The following is a 16,647-nucleotide window of genomic DNA, read 5'->3' on the forward strand; positions in this document are numbered from 1 at the left end:
ATTTTGGGATTAGGACAAGTCTTGTTTATAATTAGGTAATATACTAATAAATTTATGGATTGTTGTCTTCATATCATCTTCACTTTTTCCTCCAGCCGCATTGGTATGACCACCTCCTCCAAAATGCGCTCTCGAAAATTCATTCACTGAAAATTCGCCTTTACTTCGTAATGAAATTTTTATAATGTGATCTTGTTTACTTTCAATAAAAATCGCAGCAAATATAATGCCTTTTAGGGATAATGCATAATTTACAAAGCCTTCTGTATCTCCTTTCTTAAAGTTGAATTCGTCTAACTCTGCCTGAGAAAGCGTCATATAAGCCGTTTTTAATTCGGGAATCACCTTTAAATTTTGCATCGCTCTACCTAATAATTGCAAACGACTATAACTATTAGTATCGTATATATTATTATGAATTTGAGAATTATCTGCACCTTTATCAATTAAGTTACCAATGACTTGGTGTGTTCTGCTTGTGGTTGCCGGAAAGCGAAATGAGCCTGTATCTGTCATAATGCCAACGTACAAACAAGTAGCAATATTCTCATTTATTTTATCAGAATCATTGAGCATTTCAATAAAATTATAGACCATTTCGCAAGTGGAAGACATTTTTACATCAGAATACATATACGCGGCATAATCATCTGGTTGTTGGTGATGATCGATCATTATTTTGGTTGCTGAAGCAGTTGCTAAGATTTCAGCCATGTCATGACCTGCTCTATGAAAGGCATTAAAATCTAAAGTAAAAATTAAATCAGCCTTGTTGATCAGCGCTTCACTTTCGTCTTGTTGTGCTTCAAACTTTAAAACCGTGTCGTCACCTGGCAGCCATTTTAAAAAATCGGGATAATCGTTTGGTGCAATTACAACAGCATTGTGCTCATGTAATTTTAGGTAATGATATAAGCCCAAAGTTGAACCCATGGCATCTCCATCTGGATTTCTATGCGGAACAATAACAATATTTTTAGGTGTACTTAATACCGCTTTTAACTCGGAAATTTGTGCTTTTGTCATAGATGACGAAGATACATTTTTTTAATATTTGAAGGGCTTGATTAATTAAAGAAATACATTACTTTTGCAACCGAATTCACCAAAGCACATTTGCACAGGTGCAACCCATTAAAAAATTATATATGGCAACTAACAGAACATTTACAATGTTAAAGCCAGATGCTGTTGAAAAAGGACACATTGGCGCAATATTAGAAAAAATTAATGCTTCAGGATTTAGAATCGTAGCAATGAAATTAACGCACATGACGACGCAAGATGCGAAAGCATTTTATGCCATACACAGTGAGCGTCCGTTTTATGGCGAATTGGTAGAGTATATGACACGTGGTCCTATCGTCGCAGCAGTTTTAGAAAAAGACAATGCTGTTGAAGATTTCAGAACCTTAATTGGTGCTACTAATCCTGCTGATGCAGCAGAAGGGACTATTCGTAAAATGTTTGCAGATTCTATTAGCGAAAATGCAGTACATGGAAGTGATAGTGATGACAATGCAGCTATTGAAGGTGCGTTTCATTTTTCTGGTAGAGATATGTTTTAGATCTAAAGCATACACGATATTTAAAAAGATCATCTTTACAGATGGTCTTTTTTTATTTTAAGAACATTTATTATTAAATACCTTTAATGCTATGAACTAGCTTGGTTGACTTCAATCCAATAGCCATCAGGATCTTGAAAGTAGACTTGTTTTACACCATCATTTCTTATATAATCTTTATTAACAGTATTAAGCCAATCAGAGTAGGTAATATTTAAGCTGTTAAGATGTTCAATAAAGACATTAATATCAGTTGTTGCTAAAGCAAAATGTACAGCTTTATTAATTTTTATCTCAAAATTTGGTCGCGGAATAAGATGAAGTTCTTTCCCTTCATTAAGTGATAACCATCTCGTTTTAGAGTTTGATGCTGTATTCTTAACTTCTTCAAGTTGAAATATGTTTTGATAAAATTCAACGGAGACGTCTACATCTTTTACTGAAAGTGCGATATGGTTTAATGAAAATTTGAGCATTGGTGATTTATTTTTTAAGTTATAATAAAACTGATAAATTAGGTTGAACGTTTAAAAGCTATAGTTTACCGCAAATGAGTTTAAAATTAAGTTTTAAAAATAGAAAAAAACTTAACAAATTAGAATCAATAAGATGATGCCATTGCAATATTAAATTAGTCTTACTTATCATCTTCATCTCCAAAAAAATGAAAAAACAACAATTCATCTTCAAAAAATTACATTTCAGTTATTTCAATTTTTAAAAACAGCACTTGTATCCGATATTTGTATCAAACAAAAACAAAGCATCATGAATATCCTTGTAAAAATTATTATCCTAACTGTTATTAATATTTTAAGCCTTCAGTTAGAAGCTCAAAACAGCTTCACGGTTACGGTTGCTGTAGAAAATGCCAGTACAAATAATGGCACCATGTTTATCGCCTTATATAATACCAAAACTGGTTTCTTAAAAAAGACCTTTAAAGGTTCTAAAAGCGCTATTGAAAATAATAAGGCTGAAGTTATTTTTGATGGTATTGAAGAAGGGACATATGCCGTTGGTATTTTTCATGATGAAAATAATAATGGCAAAATGGATACTAACTTTTTTGGTTTTCCTTCCGAAGATTATGGCTGCTCTAATAACGCAACAGGTATAATGGGACCACCAAAATGGGAAGATGCTAAGTTTAGCCTCAAAGCAAATAAAACAGTTAAAATAACTTTATAAATCTCATTATTATGAACCATGTAATTTTTACGATTGTGTTCCTTTTTGTTGGAATCACACAGGCACAAACTAATTTTGAAAAAGGCATGACCAAAGCCTTTGAACTTTGGGAAGCCGATAAAACAGACGAAGCAGAAAATATGTTTGAGCGCATTGCTAAGGCTGAACCAAAAGAATGGTTGCCTAACTATTATATTGCTCAAATAAATAGCTTAAAAACTTGGAATGAAAAAGATGCGAGTAAAGTAAAAGCGCAATTAGAAAAAGCACAAACGCATCTAGACGACGCTATGACAAAAACCGAAAATAATGCAGAATTGTTAGTCATGCAAGCACAAGTATTAACCAATTGGGTGGCTTTTGATGGTATGACTTATGGTATGAAATACGGAGCAAAAGTTGCCGAATTATATGAAAAAGCAACAGTTTTAGATCCTAAAAACCCAAGAGTAGCTTTTGGTAAGGCAGAATGGGCCATGGGAAGTGCTAGGTATTTCGGAAAAGATACAGCACCTTATTGTAAAGATATTGAAGCATCGGTGGCTCTTTTTGATACCTTTAAGCCAGAGAGCGATTTGCACCCAGGTTGGGGGAAAGAGCGCGCACAACAAGTTTTAGAAGAATGTAATAAATAGAATTATGCTAAAGTCGAGTAAAAATATCTTAGTCACCTTTTTTATGGGCTGTGTGGTTTTTGTGATTGGAAGCTATATGTCTACAAGCTTTAATTATAAAAGTACTAATGATTTTTTAATCAACTTTGGTTTCTATCAACTGTATACGTTTGTTCTTAAATATGTGAATTCCTTTTATTTTAATTTTATAAAAGAGCGTCAGTTTTATAAGTACGAGGTGATACAGCGCATTTTATACGGCATTTTAGGAAGTACAGTCATTACATTAATCTGCATTTTCTTCCTTAGAATATTTATCGAGGTGATTATTTTTAATGAAAATTTAAACACTTTTATTACCAATGAGTCTTGGGCAGGTTATTCCTTTGGGTTATGGATTACGCTAACTATTGTGTCATTCTTTTATGTTGCTTATTTCTATAACCGTTACCAAAAGAATAAGATACAAGAGCAAAAGGTCATTGCAGGTACGGCAAGTGCTAAATTCGATGCGCTAAAGAATCAATTAGATCCTCATTTTTTATTTAATAGTCTCAATGTATTAACAAGTTTAATTGAGGAAAATCCAGTAAATGCTCAAAAGTTTACAACGTCATTATCTAAAGTTTACCGTTATGTCTTAGAACAAAAAAGTAAAGAATTGGTAACGGTAGACGAAGAGTTAAATTTTGCCAGAACCTATATGTCGCTTTTAAAAATGCGCTTTGAAGACAGCATTATTTTTGAAATTCCAGATAAGGCATCAAATCCAGAAAGTAAAGTAGTGCCTTTATCCTTGCAATTGCTTTTAGAAAACGCGGTGAAGCATAATATGGTTACCACAAGCAAACCTTTGCACATTAAAATATACGAAGACGGAGATCATTTGGTCGTTATGAATAATCTACAACCCAAACAAATTGTAAAGAAGAGTAGTGGAGTAGGTTTAGAAAATATAAAACAACGGTATCAGTTGCTTTCAAATAGAAAAGTACATATCAATCAACGCGAAAAGGATTTTGCAGTAGCCATACCGATGCTTACAAAACAAGTAGCTGTTATGAGAACAAATCAAAAATCAGAAGCACGACTTAATGACGATTATGTAAAGGCGCGCAAGCGTGTAGAGGAACTAAAAAGCTTTTATTACAGCTTAATTTCGTATTGTTTTGTGATTCCATTTTTAATATTTATTTGGTACCAATATTCAAGATACACTATTCAATGGTTCTGGTTTCCTATGTTTGGTTGGGGACTGAGTTTAGTATTCCAAGCCTATCGTGTATTTGTGGATAATGGTCCTTTAGGTGGCAGTTGGGAAAAGCGCAAAATTGAAGAATATATGCGAAAAGAAGATGGCAATAATCGTTGGAATTAATTTAGAATATTATGAAAACACAAGACACAAATTTGAAATATATTAAGGCGAAAGACAGAGTTGAAAAATTGAAGAAATTCTACAATCATCTCGCAGTTTACATCATTATTAATATTGTAATTACAGGATTCAAATTATCTAATAGTTTAGATAGTTGGGCGAGTTTTACTAATGACTTTTTCAGTATTAGTGTTTTAAGTTCTTGGACGGTTTGGGGAATTGTATTGCTCATTCATTTTATTTCTGTAACATTTTTACAAGGCTGGGAAGAGCGAAAAATTGAAGCCTTAATGGAAAAAGAATTATCAAATAAAAAATAACATATTATGGAAAAGTATAGTATAGAACCATATGAAGCTGATGTTAATAAATCAGATTATAGAAAAGAAGAAGCTTATTTAAGAGCGAAAAAAAAGGTGGAAGCCATTGTTGGTTTTTATTGGCACTTGGCAGTTTTTGTGGTAGTGAATTTATTCTTAATCATTGTGGTGGCTATAAATTCTGAAGAAGGGTTTTTTAGTTTCGCACCATATGCTACAGCGACGTTTTGGGGCATCGGTTTAATATTTCATTTTTTAGGTGTCTTTGGTCCAAATTTTTTCTTTAGTCAAGATTGGGAACAGCGCAAGGTGGAAGAATTTATGGAGAAAGAACGTCAAAGTTGGGAGTGAGATGAGCGGGAAGCTTGAAGTACGAAGTTAGAAGTGGAGCAATATTTAACCAAGAATCTTAAATTTAAAAATCATGAAAATATATTCAATAATTATAGCCCTTTTAGTCACTATTATTAGTTTTGGACAAAACAATGTGCTTATTAAAAATGTTAAGGTTTTTGATGGTGATAACGTTATTTCAAAGACTTCCGTTTTATTCGAAAATGGCATCATCTCTAAAATTTCAAACCGTATTGATGTCGCGAATGAAAAAAACATGTACGTTATTGATGGTGAAGGCAAAACCTTATTACCAGCACTATCTAACGCACATGTTCATGCTTGGGCACCAGAGTCATTGAAGCAAGCAGCAAAAGCTGGTGTGTTAAATGTTATGGATATGCATGGTTTTGAAACTTATCAAGGACCAATGCGCCAATTAAAAGACTCTACAGATTATGCTAATTATTATGTGGCAGGTTTTGCAGCTACAGCTCCAGAAGGGCATGGTACGCAATTTGGGTTTTCGGTACCTACATTAAGTCAGCCAGAAGATGCCAAACAATTTATTGCAGATCGTGTTAAAGCGAATGTAGATCATATAAAAATTATTGTAGAACCTTGGAAAGCGACTTTAGATTCAGCAACTGTTGCAGAATTAATTAAAGAAGCCCATAATGCTGAAAAAATAGCTGTCGTGCATGTGAGTCGTTTAGAAGATGCTATTAATGTTATTGAAAATGATGCGGACGGGTTAGTACACATTTGGTGGGATAAGGCATTAGATTCTGAAAAACTAAAGGAACTTTCTGAAGATCAATCGTTCTTTGTGATTCCCACATTACTGACAACACTGAAAGCCTTTGAAAGTTTTGGTGCAGGAGCAGATAAGTTTTTGACCAAAGCACAATTACTTTCTGAAGTAAAAAAAATGTATGATGCTGGAATTCCGATTTTAGCAGGAACAGATCCACCCAACTTAAACATTAACTATGGCACAGACTTATACAAAGAGCTTGAACTGTTAGAAGCTTCAGGACTGCCAATTTTAGAGGTTTTAAAAGCAGGAACAAGTAATATTACCACAGCGTTCGGTTTAGAAAACACAGGTTTTATTAAGGTTGGTTTTTCGGCTGATTTGTTGCTTGTAGATGGTGATGTAACCACAGATATTAAAGCGATTGCTAATGTGAATACCGTTTGGAAAAAAGGACAAAAGGTTAAATTATAAGAGCGTGTTAATTTGATTAATTCAAAATCAATACGATCTAAACAAGAACTAAAAACTAAGAGATGACTACTATTATCATTGAAGACGAAAAACCATCAGCAAGACGATTACAACGTATGCTAAAAACCTTAGGTATGGATGCAGAAACGATGTTGCATTCGGTTGAAGAGTCTATTGAGTGGTTTCAGAATAATGCACATCCAGATTTAATTTTTTTAGATATTCAGTTAAGTGATGGCTTATCTTTTGAAATTTTTGAGACAATCGATATTAATTCTGCGGTCATTTTTACCACAGCTTATGATGAGTATGCTTTACAAGCTTTCAAACTTAATAGTATTGATTACTTGCTCAAACCCATTGATGACGAAGATTTAGCGACTGCGGTAAAAAAATATAAAGGTCGTGCACCTCAAAATCAAGCCGTCACATTAGATTTTAACGATATTAAAAATTTGTTGGTTAATCCTATTGGACGTGAGTATAAAAAGCGGTTTTCGGTAAAAGTAGGTCAGCATTTAAAACTCATTAATATTGAAGATATAGAATGTATTTATTCTGAAAACAAAGGGACTTACGCTTTTACTAACGAAGGTCGTAATTATTTGTTAGATGCCACGTTAGATCAACTTGAAGCCGATTTAGAACCAGACGTTTTCTTCAGAATTAGTAGAAAGTTCTATGTCAATATCAATGCAATTAAGGATATGGTGAGTTATACCAACTCCCGACTTCAAATAAAACTGAACCGTTTTAACGAGCAAGATATTATTGTGGCGAGAGAGCGTGTTAAGGATTTTAAGAATTGGTTAGAATAAATTTTTTATAATATCGGATATGTTTATTTTTAGATTTAACCGATATTTTGTATCTTTGGTGTGTGTGGAATGTAGAAAAAGCATATCGAAAAGAGTTAGAAGGCACATTTAGTAGGTTAGCAGATAAGGTTAACATATTAAATGCAGCTAGGCCATTGCCTAATATTGTGTTGCAAAATATTAAAGAAGCGTTTCTAATAGAATGGACTTACAACAGTAATAGTATTGAAGGTAATACGCTTACTTTACGAGAAACTCAAATGGTACTGCAAGAAGGTATCACTATAAAAGGAAAATCACTAAGAGAACATTTTGAAGCTAAAAACCATGAAACAGCAATACATAAGTTGTATCAATTGGTTCAAACAGATTATACTTTAAACGCTAAAGATATTTTAGATCTGCATGGCTTGGTGCTACGTTCAATAGAAGACGATTATGCTGGCCGTCTCCGTAATGCTGGTGTCCGTATTTCTGGCGCTAATTTGGTACCACCAAATGCACGTAAGGTCTCGGAGTATTTAGATACGCTAATTAGTTATATAAATAGAAATCCACAAGGACTTAGTCCTATAGAGTTGGCTACCGTTTTTCATCATAAATTTGTATGGATTCATCCCTTTTTTGATGGTAATGGTCGTACCGTTCGTTTGGTAATGAATTTACTTTTAATGCGTCATGGTTATCCACCAGCTATCATTCTTACTAACGATCGTGCAAAATATTACGCGGCTTTAAATCAGGCTAATAATGCTAATTATACTAAATTAATGCTGTTAATGAGTCAGGCTTCAGAGCGCACTTTAAATATTTATTTAAGTGCTATTCCAGGTTCAGATAAAGAGTACCAAAGTATTTCTAATATTGTTGACGAGCCAGAAATCCCTTATAGTCAAGAATATGTCAGTTTATTAGCTAGGCAAGGTAAAATTGATGCCCATAAAGAAGGTCGTAATTGGTTTACGACTAAGGAGGCTGTTCTTAATTACATTAAGGCCAAAGGCAGTTGAGATCATTTTATGATTTCAGAAAAATAGGTGTCTCATTTGCTAAAAGATGGTTAACAGTTATTCTGTTATTTAGGCAAGCAGCTTTAATAACTGAATAACCCAATAATTCAAAACAACCTAATCCTCATCCTCAATCCGATTTTCATCAAAAGCAGAAGGCAATAATTTAGGAATAAATTTCACAAACAAAGGTAAAAGCAACATTCCTCCTGGCAACATAAAGATCGCTAAACTCGGTATAGACTTAAAAATATCTAATAATTGCGATTGAATTTTCTTCTGCTCGTCTTCCGTAAGATTCCGTTGTGTGGATTGCGCCAAAAGTGTCATCGCTTCCTTGCTTTCAGAAAGTTCTTTTATTAAACGTTTCCCATTACGCGTAATCAGTTTAGATACTATTTTACTACTGTTATCATAAAAACTTTGGGCTAGATTTTTAGAACTTAAAAAGGCAACGTCTTCTTTATGTTCGTCATAGAACAAGTTGATGTCGTTTACAGATTCGGCTACAACTTTACTATCTAGCTCCAAATCATTTTTTAAGCGAATTAGAAACTCCCGTTCTTCGGCATCGATAACTTTATCTGTCCAAGATGCCATGCAAACTAAATCGATAACATATAATTTTTCTAAAGGGGAATCTATAAATGTTACAGCTTTAGTATAGGTTGGTAATTCAGAATTTTTATGACGAATAGACCCTTCAAATAGTTTTATGAGGTTGTCATCGTATTCTGTTTTTTCAGATTTATGATCTAGAACCGAAAACACAATGGTTTCCAAGGCAGATTCCAAATCGGTAACATATGATTTAATATCATTTTCTTGTTTTAAAAATCGCTGGTAACCTAATACATCAACAAATAAAAGAGCATTAATTAAAAAATAATTAAAACTTTTTGAAATAAAATTATCATCAATATGAATACGCTTATGGATAATCTGTTCAAGCAAACTATCGGGTTGTTTATTACCGAATAATTCTTCAAAAAACGAACGCTTTTGGTCGCTAATTGTTTTGTAATATCTAATTAAACTATCTATAAAATCTTCCTGAGGTTTTTCCTTTTTATAAATAAAGTAGTAGGTGAGGAGGAGATTGATCTTACAGCGTTCTTCTTCAGTAAAATCAAAGGGTTTAACGATGTCGAGTACCACTTTGATATTACTTCCGTAAATAAATCCAGCTTGTTTTAGGCGGTTGTAAAACTCTTCAGTCTCTGTTTGCGAATACATCGTCTCAGAAACTTGTTGAAGTAATTTTTTTATCCAGCCGCTAGCTGATGGATTCATGCGCTTTTTATTAGAGTATAAAGATAATTTTTATCTCTTAAAATTATAGTGATTTTATTTTTTTTAAAAAAATATAAAACCTCCTTTTACATTTTTTCGTAGGTAGAACAGAGACACAAATTAATTAAAAACAAAAATCTCAAAATTATGAAAAAAACAAAATTTTTAATCACAACAGCAATATTAGGTATTGCAACATTTGTTGCTATTGCAGCAGATCACATCGATGCTCCTGCTGTAGATGGAGGTGGAACAAGCAGTTTGTCTGATATCACAGACTTTTATGCCTTTCAAGGTGCATCCGGCAACACCATAGCTTTCGCAGCTAACGTACAAGGTTTTTTAAGCCCTGGATCAACGGGAAGTGCCACTTTTGATGAGAACATTATGATCGAAATCAACATTGATACCGATGGTAATGCTATCGAAGATTTGGTGATTCAAGCCATTCCTAGAGATGGCAAAATGTACTTTTTTGGACCATTTCCTGCAAACAGTACCAACTTAAGCAGTACCATTGGAACAACAGCGGCAAACCAAGGTTCCGTAGATATTACCGCTTATGGACAAAATGCAATTGTAGAAACCGTTGGCGGTATATCTTATTTCGCAGGTCCAAGAGATGATCCTTTCTTTTTCGATTTCGGACAATTTGGTGCCATTTTAGGTGGTACAGCATCTGGTTTTAATAATCCAGGTACAGATTCTTTTGCTGGTACAAACGTATTATCTGTTGTTGTTGAAGTTCCAAAATCTATGATTGGTGGTTCAGGTTCAGTGAATACTTGGGTAGAAACTAAAAGAAAACAATAAGCTTAAGAAAATAATAATCTCAAAAATTTAAAAAAATGAAATTCAACAACATAAAAATATTTGCCATAGCAATTTTAGCGTCGATGACAGTTTTTAATTGCAATAGTGACGACGATGGAATAATAATTCCGTCAGGTCTAGATTTCTCAGGGACGTTTACAACACAAGACCAAATGGCCAGACCAGCTATTAATACCGTTTTTGTTAGCCCTAATATGAAAGATGCTTTTAACACCACAATTCCTTCTCAGCAAGGAGCAGCTTTTCAAGCGATGTTTGAAGCGCGATTATTAGCACTAAACCCAGATTATACCACGAATGTAGTCCTTGGAGCTGATGCAGCTGGTTTTTCTGGAGCTTTAGCAACAGATGTTTTAACCGTAAACTTAGATGGAACAACCACATTTTTTAATGGTGATCCTGCAACTGTTTTAACAGGTAGAGCTTTAGCTGACGACGTTATAAATACAGAATTAGTGTTAATTTTTGGTGGCCCAGATGGTTCTGAAAAGCCAGGATTAACAAATGATAATGTAGACTCTAACGATAAAGCATTCTTATCGTCCTTTCCATATTTAGCGTCTCCTCATATGTAGAAAGGTGCTAATTCCAATTCTGAAGTAGCGCTTATGGTGCTACTTCAGAATTATTTCAAAACTCAAAATAGTAACACATAAAATTTTCAATCATGATACTAAAAAAAAATATTCCCCTTATTTTATTAGTACTCCTTTCTTTTAGTTGTACTCATAAAACCGTAACAGACCCAGAAGATTATCAAGTCTATTTAACTACAACAATTGATAGTTCGGCCTTATTTGAGAATGCTCACTTTTGGACCAATAAAATAGACGATAACGCTAATCAATTTATTTATCAGGCAAAACGTTCTGGCGCTTATGCAAGTGTTTTTAGCAAAACTGGAAATATCGATTTTTTAATAAAAGCTGAAAATGACCTTATCGCTTCAAATGAATTCACTAATTATAATAATGCAGGCTATTTAAAAGCCTTAGCAGTAAACTATATTTCGCAACACCGTTTTAAAGAGGCTTTAGAATTATTAAAAAAAGCAGAAGCTAATGGCGAAAAATTAAATGGCACTAAAAAAATGCTCTTCGATGTGCATTTAGAATTAGGAAACTATTTCCATGCAGAAGCTTATTTAAAGGAAATAAAAGATGATTCAGATTTCGATTATTTAATTCGCATATCAAAATGGGAAGACCATCAAGGTAATTTAGAAGGTGCCATTCAAAATATGGAAAAAGCCATGGCAATTGCTGAGTCGTCTAATATTAAATCCTTAAAGCAATGGTCTTATACCAATATAGCAGATTTCTATGGACATGCTGGTGAGATTGAAAAATCATACCACTACTTTCTAAAAGCACTAGAGCTAGATCCTAATGACGCTTATGCTAAAAAAGGAATCGCATGGATTGCCTATTCTTACGATAATAAACCAGAAGATGCACTAAACATCTTAAATCAAGTGGCAACCTACTATCATGCTCCAGATTATGACCTCTTGAAAGCTGAAATTGCCGAGTATCAAAACAAGTCAGTATTGAAATCGGATGCTTTACAAAACTACCAAAGGATTGTGAAAAATAAGGCTTATGGCGTTATGTATAATGGTTATAACGTCATCTTTTATACCGATGAATTGGTAATTCCTGAATTAGCCATAGAAATAGCAAAAGCGGAAGTTAAAAATAGACCAACACCACAGTCTTACGATTTATTGGCGTGGAGCTATTTTAAACAAGGAAATGTTGAAAAAGCAAATGACATTATTGAAACCTACGTGGATGGCAAAACCTTTGAACCAGCTGTTTTATACCATGTTGCTGAAATTTATAAAGCCACAGGAAAAACAGATCAAATAAAGCCTTTAAAGGAAGAATTAACGGCAAGCTTATATGAATTAGGCCCTTTAATGAAACAAAAAATTAACCAATTATAAAGATGAAGAAGCAAATTTTAGCAGTGCTAATCTTTGGTTGTTTTTCATTAGTTGTCACTGCCCAAAATCTAAAAGGAGTAGTTGTTAATGAACTCAATCAGCCCTTAGAAGCTGCATACCTATACAACGAGACGTCAGAAAGTCATGCACATACCTCAGAAAATGGTGTATTTGTAATAACCAAAACAAAAGTAGGAGATTCTCTAAGAGTAGGTTTGTTAGGTTATAAAACCAAAACAATAGCCTTAGCATCTACAGATAATTTAAGAATTATTCTGGAAGAAAAAACGTTTCAATTAGATGAAATGATGATTACTGAAGAACTAAATACCGTAAACACCATTTCGAGAATGGACTTAAGTGTGACTCCTGTAAATTCGTCACAAGAAGTTTTAAGAAAAGTACCTGGTTTATTTATAGGTCAGCATGCAGGTGGCGGAAAAGCAGAACAAATATTTCTACGTGGTTTTGATATCGATCATGGAACAGATGTGTCTATTTCGGTTGATGGCATGCCAGTAAATATGGTCTCTCACGCTCATGGTCAAGGCTATAGCGATTTACACTTTGTAATTCCAGAAACCATAAATAAAATTGACTTTGGTAAGGGCGGTTATTATGCGCAAGAAGGTGACTTTAACACGGCAGGCTATGTCAATTTTAAAACAAAAGATTATTTAAAAGAAAGTGAAATCTCATTTTCAGCAGGTCAGTTTAATACCTTGAGAACTGTTGGTTTATTCAATCTTATGGAAAACACAAAAAATAAAAATGCTTACGTTGCTGTAGAATATATTGGCACAGATGGACCGTTTGAATCTCCACAGAATTTTAACCGCTTGAATATATTTGGAAAGTACGTTATGTTTTCACCAGAAAATGATAAACTCACCTTAACAGCGTCACATTTTACCAGCCGTTGGGATGCTTCAGGACAAATTCCGCAGCGTGAAGTTGATAATGGAAACATTACGCGTTTTGGAGCCATAGATGATACGGAAGGTGGTGAAACAGAACGTACCAATTTTAACGTTACGTTCGATAAATACATTGATGATGATACCAAATTGAGTACCAATGCTTTTTATTCACATTATGCGTTTGAGTTATTTTCAAATTTCACCTTCTTTTTAGAAGATCCTATTAATGGTGATCAAATTTTTCAAAAAGAAGATCGAAATATTTTTGGAGCAAACACAGCGATTTCGCATACGAGGTTTTTAGGAGATATAGAATTGAATGTCACGTCTGGTATAGGCTTAAGACACGATATTGTTAATGATGTAGAATTGTCACGAACCTTAAACCGAACCACAACCTTAGAAAATATTCAGTTAGGTGATATTAACCAAACGAATATCGATGCTTTTGTGAATGCCGAATTTGAATTTGGAAAACTTAAAATTGCACCAGCTTTAAGACTAGATTATTTCAAATTCTTATATAACGATGCGCTTCAAACCAATTACGAAACACTATCGGAAACTAAAACAATACTCAGCCCTAAATTGAATTTCTTTTTCAATGCACAAGATAATCTGCAATTGTATTTAAAATCTGGATTAGGCTTTCATTCCAACGATACTAGAGTTGTGGTTGCCAATGGAGGTGAGGACATTTTACCAAGATCTTATGGAGCAGATTTAGGAACCGTTTGGAAACCTTTACCTAAACTAGTAGTGAATTCTGCACTTTGGTACTTGTTTTTAGAACAAGAGTTTGTGTACGTTGGAGATGCAGGTATTGTAGAGCCAAGTGGAAGAACAAGACGCTACGGCTTGGATTTAGGTTTGAGATATCAAATGACCGATTGGTTGTTTTTAGATACAGATGCCACCATCACCAATGCAAGAAGTATTGACGATCCTGAAGGACAAAATTATATTCCCTTAGCACCAGATTTTACGTTAACAGGCGGTTTATCTGTTGATAATCTTAATGGGTTTTCTGGTGGATTACGCTTTAGATATTTAGATGATAGAGCCGCAAACGAAGATAATTCTATAGTTGCAGAAGGTTATTTAGTAACCGATGTTAACATTAACTATACATTAAAAAACATAACACTTGGTTTGGCTATAGAAAACTTTTTTGATGTAGATTGGAACGAAACCCAATTTGCAACAGAATCGCGATTACAAAATGAAGCACAGTCTGTTGACGAAATACATTTTACGCCAGGAGTTCCATTTTTTATAAAAGGAACCGTAAGCTACAGATTTTAAAAACTTTCAGTTCTTAATTTGTGGGGAAGCAGATTAAGTTGATTGATTGGTTGGTTGCTAGCAAAAAGGATTAATCTCTGATTAAGATTAGTTTCACCATAAGTTAGTTATGGTGTTTTTTTGAGTTTTTTGTTAGTTGGAAAACCTACTCGAAAGAGTGGGTTTTCTTTTTTCTGCTGTTTGTTATATTCGGATGTTGGCAACTGGCTTTTCCTATTTGCTTATTTATTTAATTGATTTTTATAACACTTGTTATTCATATGATTTCCTTTTGAAAATAACATACTTCTCCATCTTTATAGTGTTCTGGTAATCCATTTGTATTTTCGATATATTTTGTTCCCAAAAATTCAAAACCGAATTTTTCATAATGAGCAATTAAACCTTTATTTAGACCAACTGTATCCATCCTGATATAATTCAGACTTTTCTTTTTGCCAAATTCATTTGCCCAAGTAATTAATGTTTTTACCAAATTTTGACCTCTAAATTCAGGATTTGTAGCAATTCGATGAATATAAAGAGAAGGTTCATTATTTTCCTTTCCCCAAATCAATTCGTCATTCAGAGTTGTCGCCCAAATACACGCAATTTGTTCGTTAATCAATAACTTCCATTGTCTATTTTCTTCTATTTCATTTATGATTAATTCTTTTGGAAATTCAGGCCAATGAACTTGATTTTTCGATTTCATAAAATCTGTAGCTATTCTGTACAATTCAAATATTTTAGGAACATCTGTTAGTTCGCTATTTTTTATAGTCATATGCTTTAGTTTAAATCTGTTGCCAAGGAATTTATATACGCAATTCTCCTCTAAACACTATTTGAGCTTCACTCTTTATAGTCAATTTTTTATCGCTTACTAATTCCACTTCCATAAATCCAGTTCTTTCTGAACATTGAAAAGAGTTCATTTTTGTTTTTTTTAATCTGTTGCCCCAATATTTGGCTAAAAAGGTATGAGTTCCACCAGTTACTGGGTCTTCATTGGTTCCGCTCCAAGGCCAAAAATATCTTGATTCAAAATCGTAGTTTGTTTTGTCTGAAAGTGATGTTATTAAAACTCCGTTTATTGAATTGTGGGATTTTTTTAGTTTTTCGAAGTCAGGTGTTAAATTTCTCAATGCTTTACAGTCCTCAATTTCTAAAAGTAAAATTTTGGTTTCTTGGTTATATTCACTGTTGATTATTTTTTCGATTCCAAGTGCTTTAAGTAATTCCTTTGGTGCATTTTGCGGTTTGGTTTCATAAATAGGGAACTCCATTATTATTTCTTTTCCCTTTTTTTGAACGGTTAAATCCAATTTTTGAATATTAATAAAGTTGATATTTGATAAGTTTTTATTTTTCTCAAATATTACTTTGGACGCAGCCAATGTAGCGTGTCCGCACAATGGAATTTCCATTTTGGGTGAAAAATATCGAATTGGATATTTATTTTGTTCAGTTAGAATATTTACAAAAGCGGTTTCAGAAAGTCCCAATTCCTTAGCAATTAACTGCATTACATTATCGCTTAATTCATCTCTAAGAACACAAACCCCTGCTGGATTACCCTTAAATGGTTTATCCGTAAATGAGTCAACAATGTAAGTTTCAATTTTGGTCATATTGTTTTTTTAGCTGTCACGTTCTGAAATATGGTTCATAGCGTGAAAATTATTTACTTTTATTATATTGTTCAACTTCCGCTTTCTGGGTTTCAGCATCCCAAATTAAAATTCCTTCATCACTATCATTTAATTGTCCGATTAATTCTCCACTTGAGTTCCAAATGGAACTTAATCCATTTGCAATAAAATTATCGCTGAAACCAATAGAATTACACATCAGAATTGGTGTTTCAAATTCCTTAGCTATAGATGGAAAATGTAAATATGC

The 16,647-nt window shown here is 33.4% G+C and carries 18 protein-coding genes and 1 pseudogene; 13 read left to right on the forward strand and 6 right to left on the reverse strand.

Features of this window, described 5'->3' with window-relative positions; translation table 11 throughout:
* Positions 1-9: 9 nt before the first annotated feature.
* Positions 10-1,026 carry a bifunctional oligoribonuclease/PAP phosphatase NrnA gene (locus tag AB8B52_RS03705; protein WP_406025369.1) on the reverse strand — a complete coding sequence of 339 codons (1,017 nt, stop codon included), beginning with the start codon at positions 1,024-1,026 and terminating at the stop codon, positions 10-12.
* 122 nt (positions 1,027-1,148) lie between these two features.
* On the opposite strand from AB8B52_RS03705, the gene AB8B52_RS03710 reads away from it, so the two are divergent.
* Complete coding sequence (locus tag AB8B52_RS03710) at positions 1,149-1,568, forward strand: nucleoside-diphosphate kinase (protein WP_406025371.1); 420 nt, start codon at positions 1,149-1,151, stop codon at positions 1,566-1,568.
* A gap of 89 nt (positions 1,569-1,657) precedes the next feature.
* Here AB8B52_RS03710 and AB8B52_RS03715 read toward each other — a convergent pair whose 3' ends face one another.
* Positions 1,658-2,044, reverse strand: coding sequence for a VOC family protein (locus AB8B52_RS03715; RefSeq protein WP_406025373.1), 387 nt, complete (start codon positions 2,042-2,044; stop codon positions 1,658-1,660).
* Between the two features lie 292 nt (positions 2,045-2,336).
* On the opposite strand from AB8B52_RS03715, the gene AB8B52_RS03720 reads away from it, so the two are divergent.
* The 8 genes from AB8B52_RS03720 to AB8B52_RS03755 all read left to right on the forward strand — a co-directional run bounded on the left by AB8B52_RS03720 (position 2,337) and on the right by AB8B52_RS03755 (position 8,463).
* A complete protein-coding gene (locus AB8B52_RS03720) occupies positions 2,337-2,759 on the forward strand; it encodes a DUF2141 domain-containing protein (protein WP_406025375.1) in 423 nt (140 codons plus the stop codon).
* An 11-nt stretch (positions 2,760-2,770) separates the two neighbouring features.
* On the forward strand, positions 2,771-3,394 hold the full coding sequence (locus tag AB8B52_RS03725; protein ID WP_406025377.1) for a tetratricopeptide repeat protein: 624 nt from the start codon (positions 2,771-2,773) through the stop codon (positions 3,392-3,394).
* A gap of 4 nt (positions 3,395-3,398) precedes the next feature.
* The gene (locus AB8B52_RS03730) at positions 3,399-4,751 is read left to right on the forward strand and encodes a histidine kinase (protein WP_406025379.1); all 1,353 of its coding nucleotides are present in this window, start codon (positions 3,399-3,401) and stop codon (positions 4,749-4,751) included.
* Positions 4,752-4,762: 11 nt separating this feature from the next.
* Positions 4,763-5,071: a 2TM domain-containing protein gene (locus tag AB8B52_RS03735; RefSeq protein ID WP_406025381.1), complete on the forward strand. Its 309-nt coding sequence runs from the start codon at positions 4,763-4,765 to the stop codon at positions 5,069-5,071.
* Positions 5,072-5,077: 6 nt separating this feature from the next.
* Positions 5,078-5,422, forward strand: a complete 345-nt coding sequence (locus AB8B52_RS03740; RefSeq protein WP_406025383.1) for a 2TM domain-containing protein — start codon at positions 5,078-5,080, stop codon at positions 5,420-5,422.
* Between the two features lie 73 nt (positions 5,423-5,495).
* The gene (locus AB8B52_RS03745; protein WP_406025385.1) at positions 5,496-6,635 is read left to right on the forward strand and encodes an amidohydrolase family protein; all 1,140 of its coding nucleotides are present in this window, start codon (positions 5,496-5,498) and stop codon (positions 6,633-6,635) included.
* Positions 6,636-6,697: 62 nt separating this feature from the next.
* Positions 6,698-7,453: a LytR/AlgR family response regulator transcription factor gene (locus AB8B52_RS03750; RefSeq protein WP_406025387.1), complete on the forward strand. Its 756-nt coding sequence runs from the start codon at positions 6,698-6,700 to the stop codon at positions 7,451-7,453.
* A gap of 62 nt (positions 7,454-7,515) precedes the next feature.
* Complete coding sequence (locus tag AB8B52_RS03755; protein WP_406025389.1) at positions 7,516-8,463, forward strand: Fic family protein; 948 nt, start codon at positions 7,516-7,518, stop codon at positions 8,461-8,463.
* A gap of 117 nt (positions 8,464-8,580) precedes the next feature.
* Here AB8B52_RS03755 and AB8B52_RS03760 read toward each other — a convergent pair whose 3' ends face one another.
* Positions 8,581-9,756 (reverse strand): LETM1-related biofilm-associated protein, encoded by a 1,176-nt coding sequence (locus AB8B52_RS03760; RefSeq protein ID WP_406025391.1) that lies wholly within the window; start codon positions 9,754-9,756, stop codon positions 8,581-8,583.
* Between the two features lie 147 nt (positions 9,757-9,903).
* On the opposite strand from AB8B52_RS03760, the gene AB8B52_RS03765 reads away from it, so the two are divergent.
* From AB8B52_RS03765 to AB8B52_RS03780, 4 genes are all read left to right on the forward strand, one after another.
* Positions 9,904-10,569: a DUF4331 family protein gene (locus tag AB8B52_RS03765; RefSeq protein ID WP_406025393.1), complete on the forward strand. Its 666-nt coding sequence runs from the start codon at positions 9,904-9,906 to the stop codon at positions 10,567-10,569.
* Positions 10,570-10,604: 35 nt separating this feature from the next.
* Positions 10,605-11,165 (forward strand): DUF4331 family protein, encoded by a 561-nt coding sequence (locus AB8B52_RS03770; RefSeq protein WP_406025395.1) that lies wholly within the window; start codon positions 10,605-10,607, stop codon positions 11,163-11,165.
* Positions 11,166-11,257: 92 nt separating this feature from the next.
* A complete protein-coding gene (locus AB8B52_RS03775; RefSeq protein WP_406025397.1) occupies positions 11,258-12,538 on the forward strand; it encodes a cell surface protein in 1,281 nt (426 codons plus the stop codon).
* A gap of 2 nt (positions 12,539-12,540) precedes the next feature.
* Positions 12,541-14,763, forward strand: a complete 2,223-nt coding sequence (locus tag AB8B52_RS03780) for a TonB-dependent receptor plug domain-containing protein (RefSeq protein ID WP_406025399.1) — start codon at positions 12,541-12,543, stop codon at positions 14,761-14,763.
* Positions 14,764-15,019: 256 nt separating this feature from the next.
* Here AB8B52_RS03780 and AB8B52_RS03785 read toward each other — a convergent pair whose 3' ends face one another.
* From AB8B52_RS03785 to AB8B52_RS03795, 3 genes and pseudogenes are all read right to left on the reverse strand, one after another.
* Positions 15,020-15,529, reverse strand: coding sequence for a GNAT family N-acetyltransferase (locus tag AB8B52_RS03785; protein WP_406025401.1), 510 nt, complete (start codon positions 15,527-15,529; stop codon positions 15,020-15,022).
* A gap of 31 nt (positions 15,530-15,560) precedes the next feature.
* Entirely contained in the window at positions 15,561-16,376 is an 816-nt protein-coding gene (locus AB8B52_RS03790; protein WP_406025403.1) for a PhzF family phenazine biosynthesis protein, read from the reverse strand.
* 49 nt (positions 16,377-16,425) lie between these two features.
* Positions 16,426-16,647: pseudogene (locus AB8B52_RS03795) on the reverse strand (hypothetical protein); the annotation flags it as partial.

The sequence above is a fragment of the Winogradskyella sp. genome, from assembly GCF_045105575.1.
In the GTDB taxonomy this organism is placed as follows: Bacteria; Bacteroidota; Bacteroidia; order Flavobacteriales; family Flavobacteriaceae; genus Winogradskyella.

Coding starts and splice junctions, on each gene's coding strand:
- AB8B52_RS03750 (WP_406025387.1), top strand. CDS start 6,698: ATGACTACTATTATCATTGAAGACGAAAAACCATCAGCAAGACGATTA.
- AB8B52_RS03770 (WP_406025395.1), top strand. CDS start 10,605: ATGAAATTCAACAACATAAAAATATTTGCCATAGCAATTTTAGCGTCG.
- AB8B52_RS03745 (WP_406025385.1), top strand. CDS start 5,496: ATGAAAATATATTCAATAATTATAGCCCTTTTAGTCACTATTATTAGT.
- AB8B52_RS03705 (WP_406025369.1), bottom strand. CDS start 1,026: ATGACAAAAGCACAAATTTCCGAGTTAAAAGCGGTATTAAGTACACCT.
- AB8B52_RS03730 (WP_406025379.1), top strand. CDS start 3,399: ATGCTAAAGTCGAGTAAAAATATCTTAGTCACCTTTTTTATGGGCTGT.
- AB8B52_RS03765 (WP_406025393.1), top strand. CDS start 9,904: ATGAAAAAAACAAAATTTTTAATCACAACAGCAATATTAGGTATTGCA.
- AB8B52_RS03790 (WP_406025403.1), bottom strand. CDS start 16,376: ATGACCAAAATTGAAACTTACATTGTTGACTCATTTACGGATAAACCA.
- AB8B52_RS03715 (WP_406025373.1), bottom strand. CDS start 2,044: ATGCTCAAATTTTCATTAAACCATATCGCACTTTCAGTAAAAGATGTA.
- AB8B52_RS03775 (WP_406025397.1), top strand. CDS start 11,258: ATGATACTAAAAAAAAATATTCCCCTTATTTTATTAGTACTCCTTTCT.
- AB8B52_RS03740 (WP_406025383.1), top strand. CDS start 5,078: ATGGAAAAGTATAGTATAGAACCATATGAAGCTGATGTTAATAAATCA.
- AB8B52_RS03725 (WP_406025377.1), top strand. CDS start 2,771: ATGAACCATGTAATTTTTACGATTGTGTTCCTTTTTGTTGGAATCACA.
- AB8B52_RS03710 (WP_406025371.1), top strand. CDS start 1,149: ATGGCAACTAACAGAACATTTACAATGTTAAAGCCAGATGCTGTTGAA.
- AB8B52_RS03780 (WP_406025399.1), top strand. CDS start 12,541: ATGAAGAAGCAAATTTTAGCAGTGCTAATCTTTGGTTGTTTTTCATTA.
- AB8B52_RS03785 (WP_406025401.1), bottom strand. CDS start 15,529: ATGACTATAAAAAATAGCGAACTAACAGATGTTCCTAAAATATTTGAA.
- AB8B52_RS03760 (WP_406025391.1), bottom strand. CDS start 9,756: ATGAATCCATCAGCTAGCGGCTGGATAAAAAAATTACTTCAACAAGTT.
- AB8B52_RS03720 (WP_406025375.1), top strand. CDS start 2,337: ATGAATATCCTTGTAAAAATTATTATCCTAACTGTTATTAATATTTTA.
- AB8B52_RS03735 (WP_406025381.1), top strand. CDS start 4,763: ATGAAAACACAAGACACAAATTTGAAATATATTAAGGCGAAAGACAGA.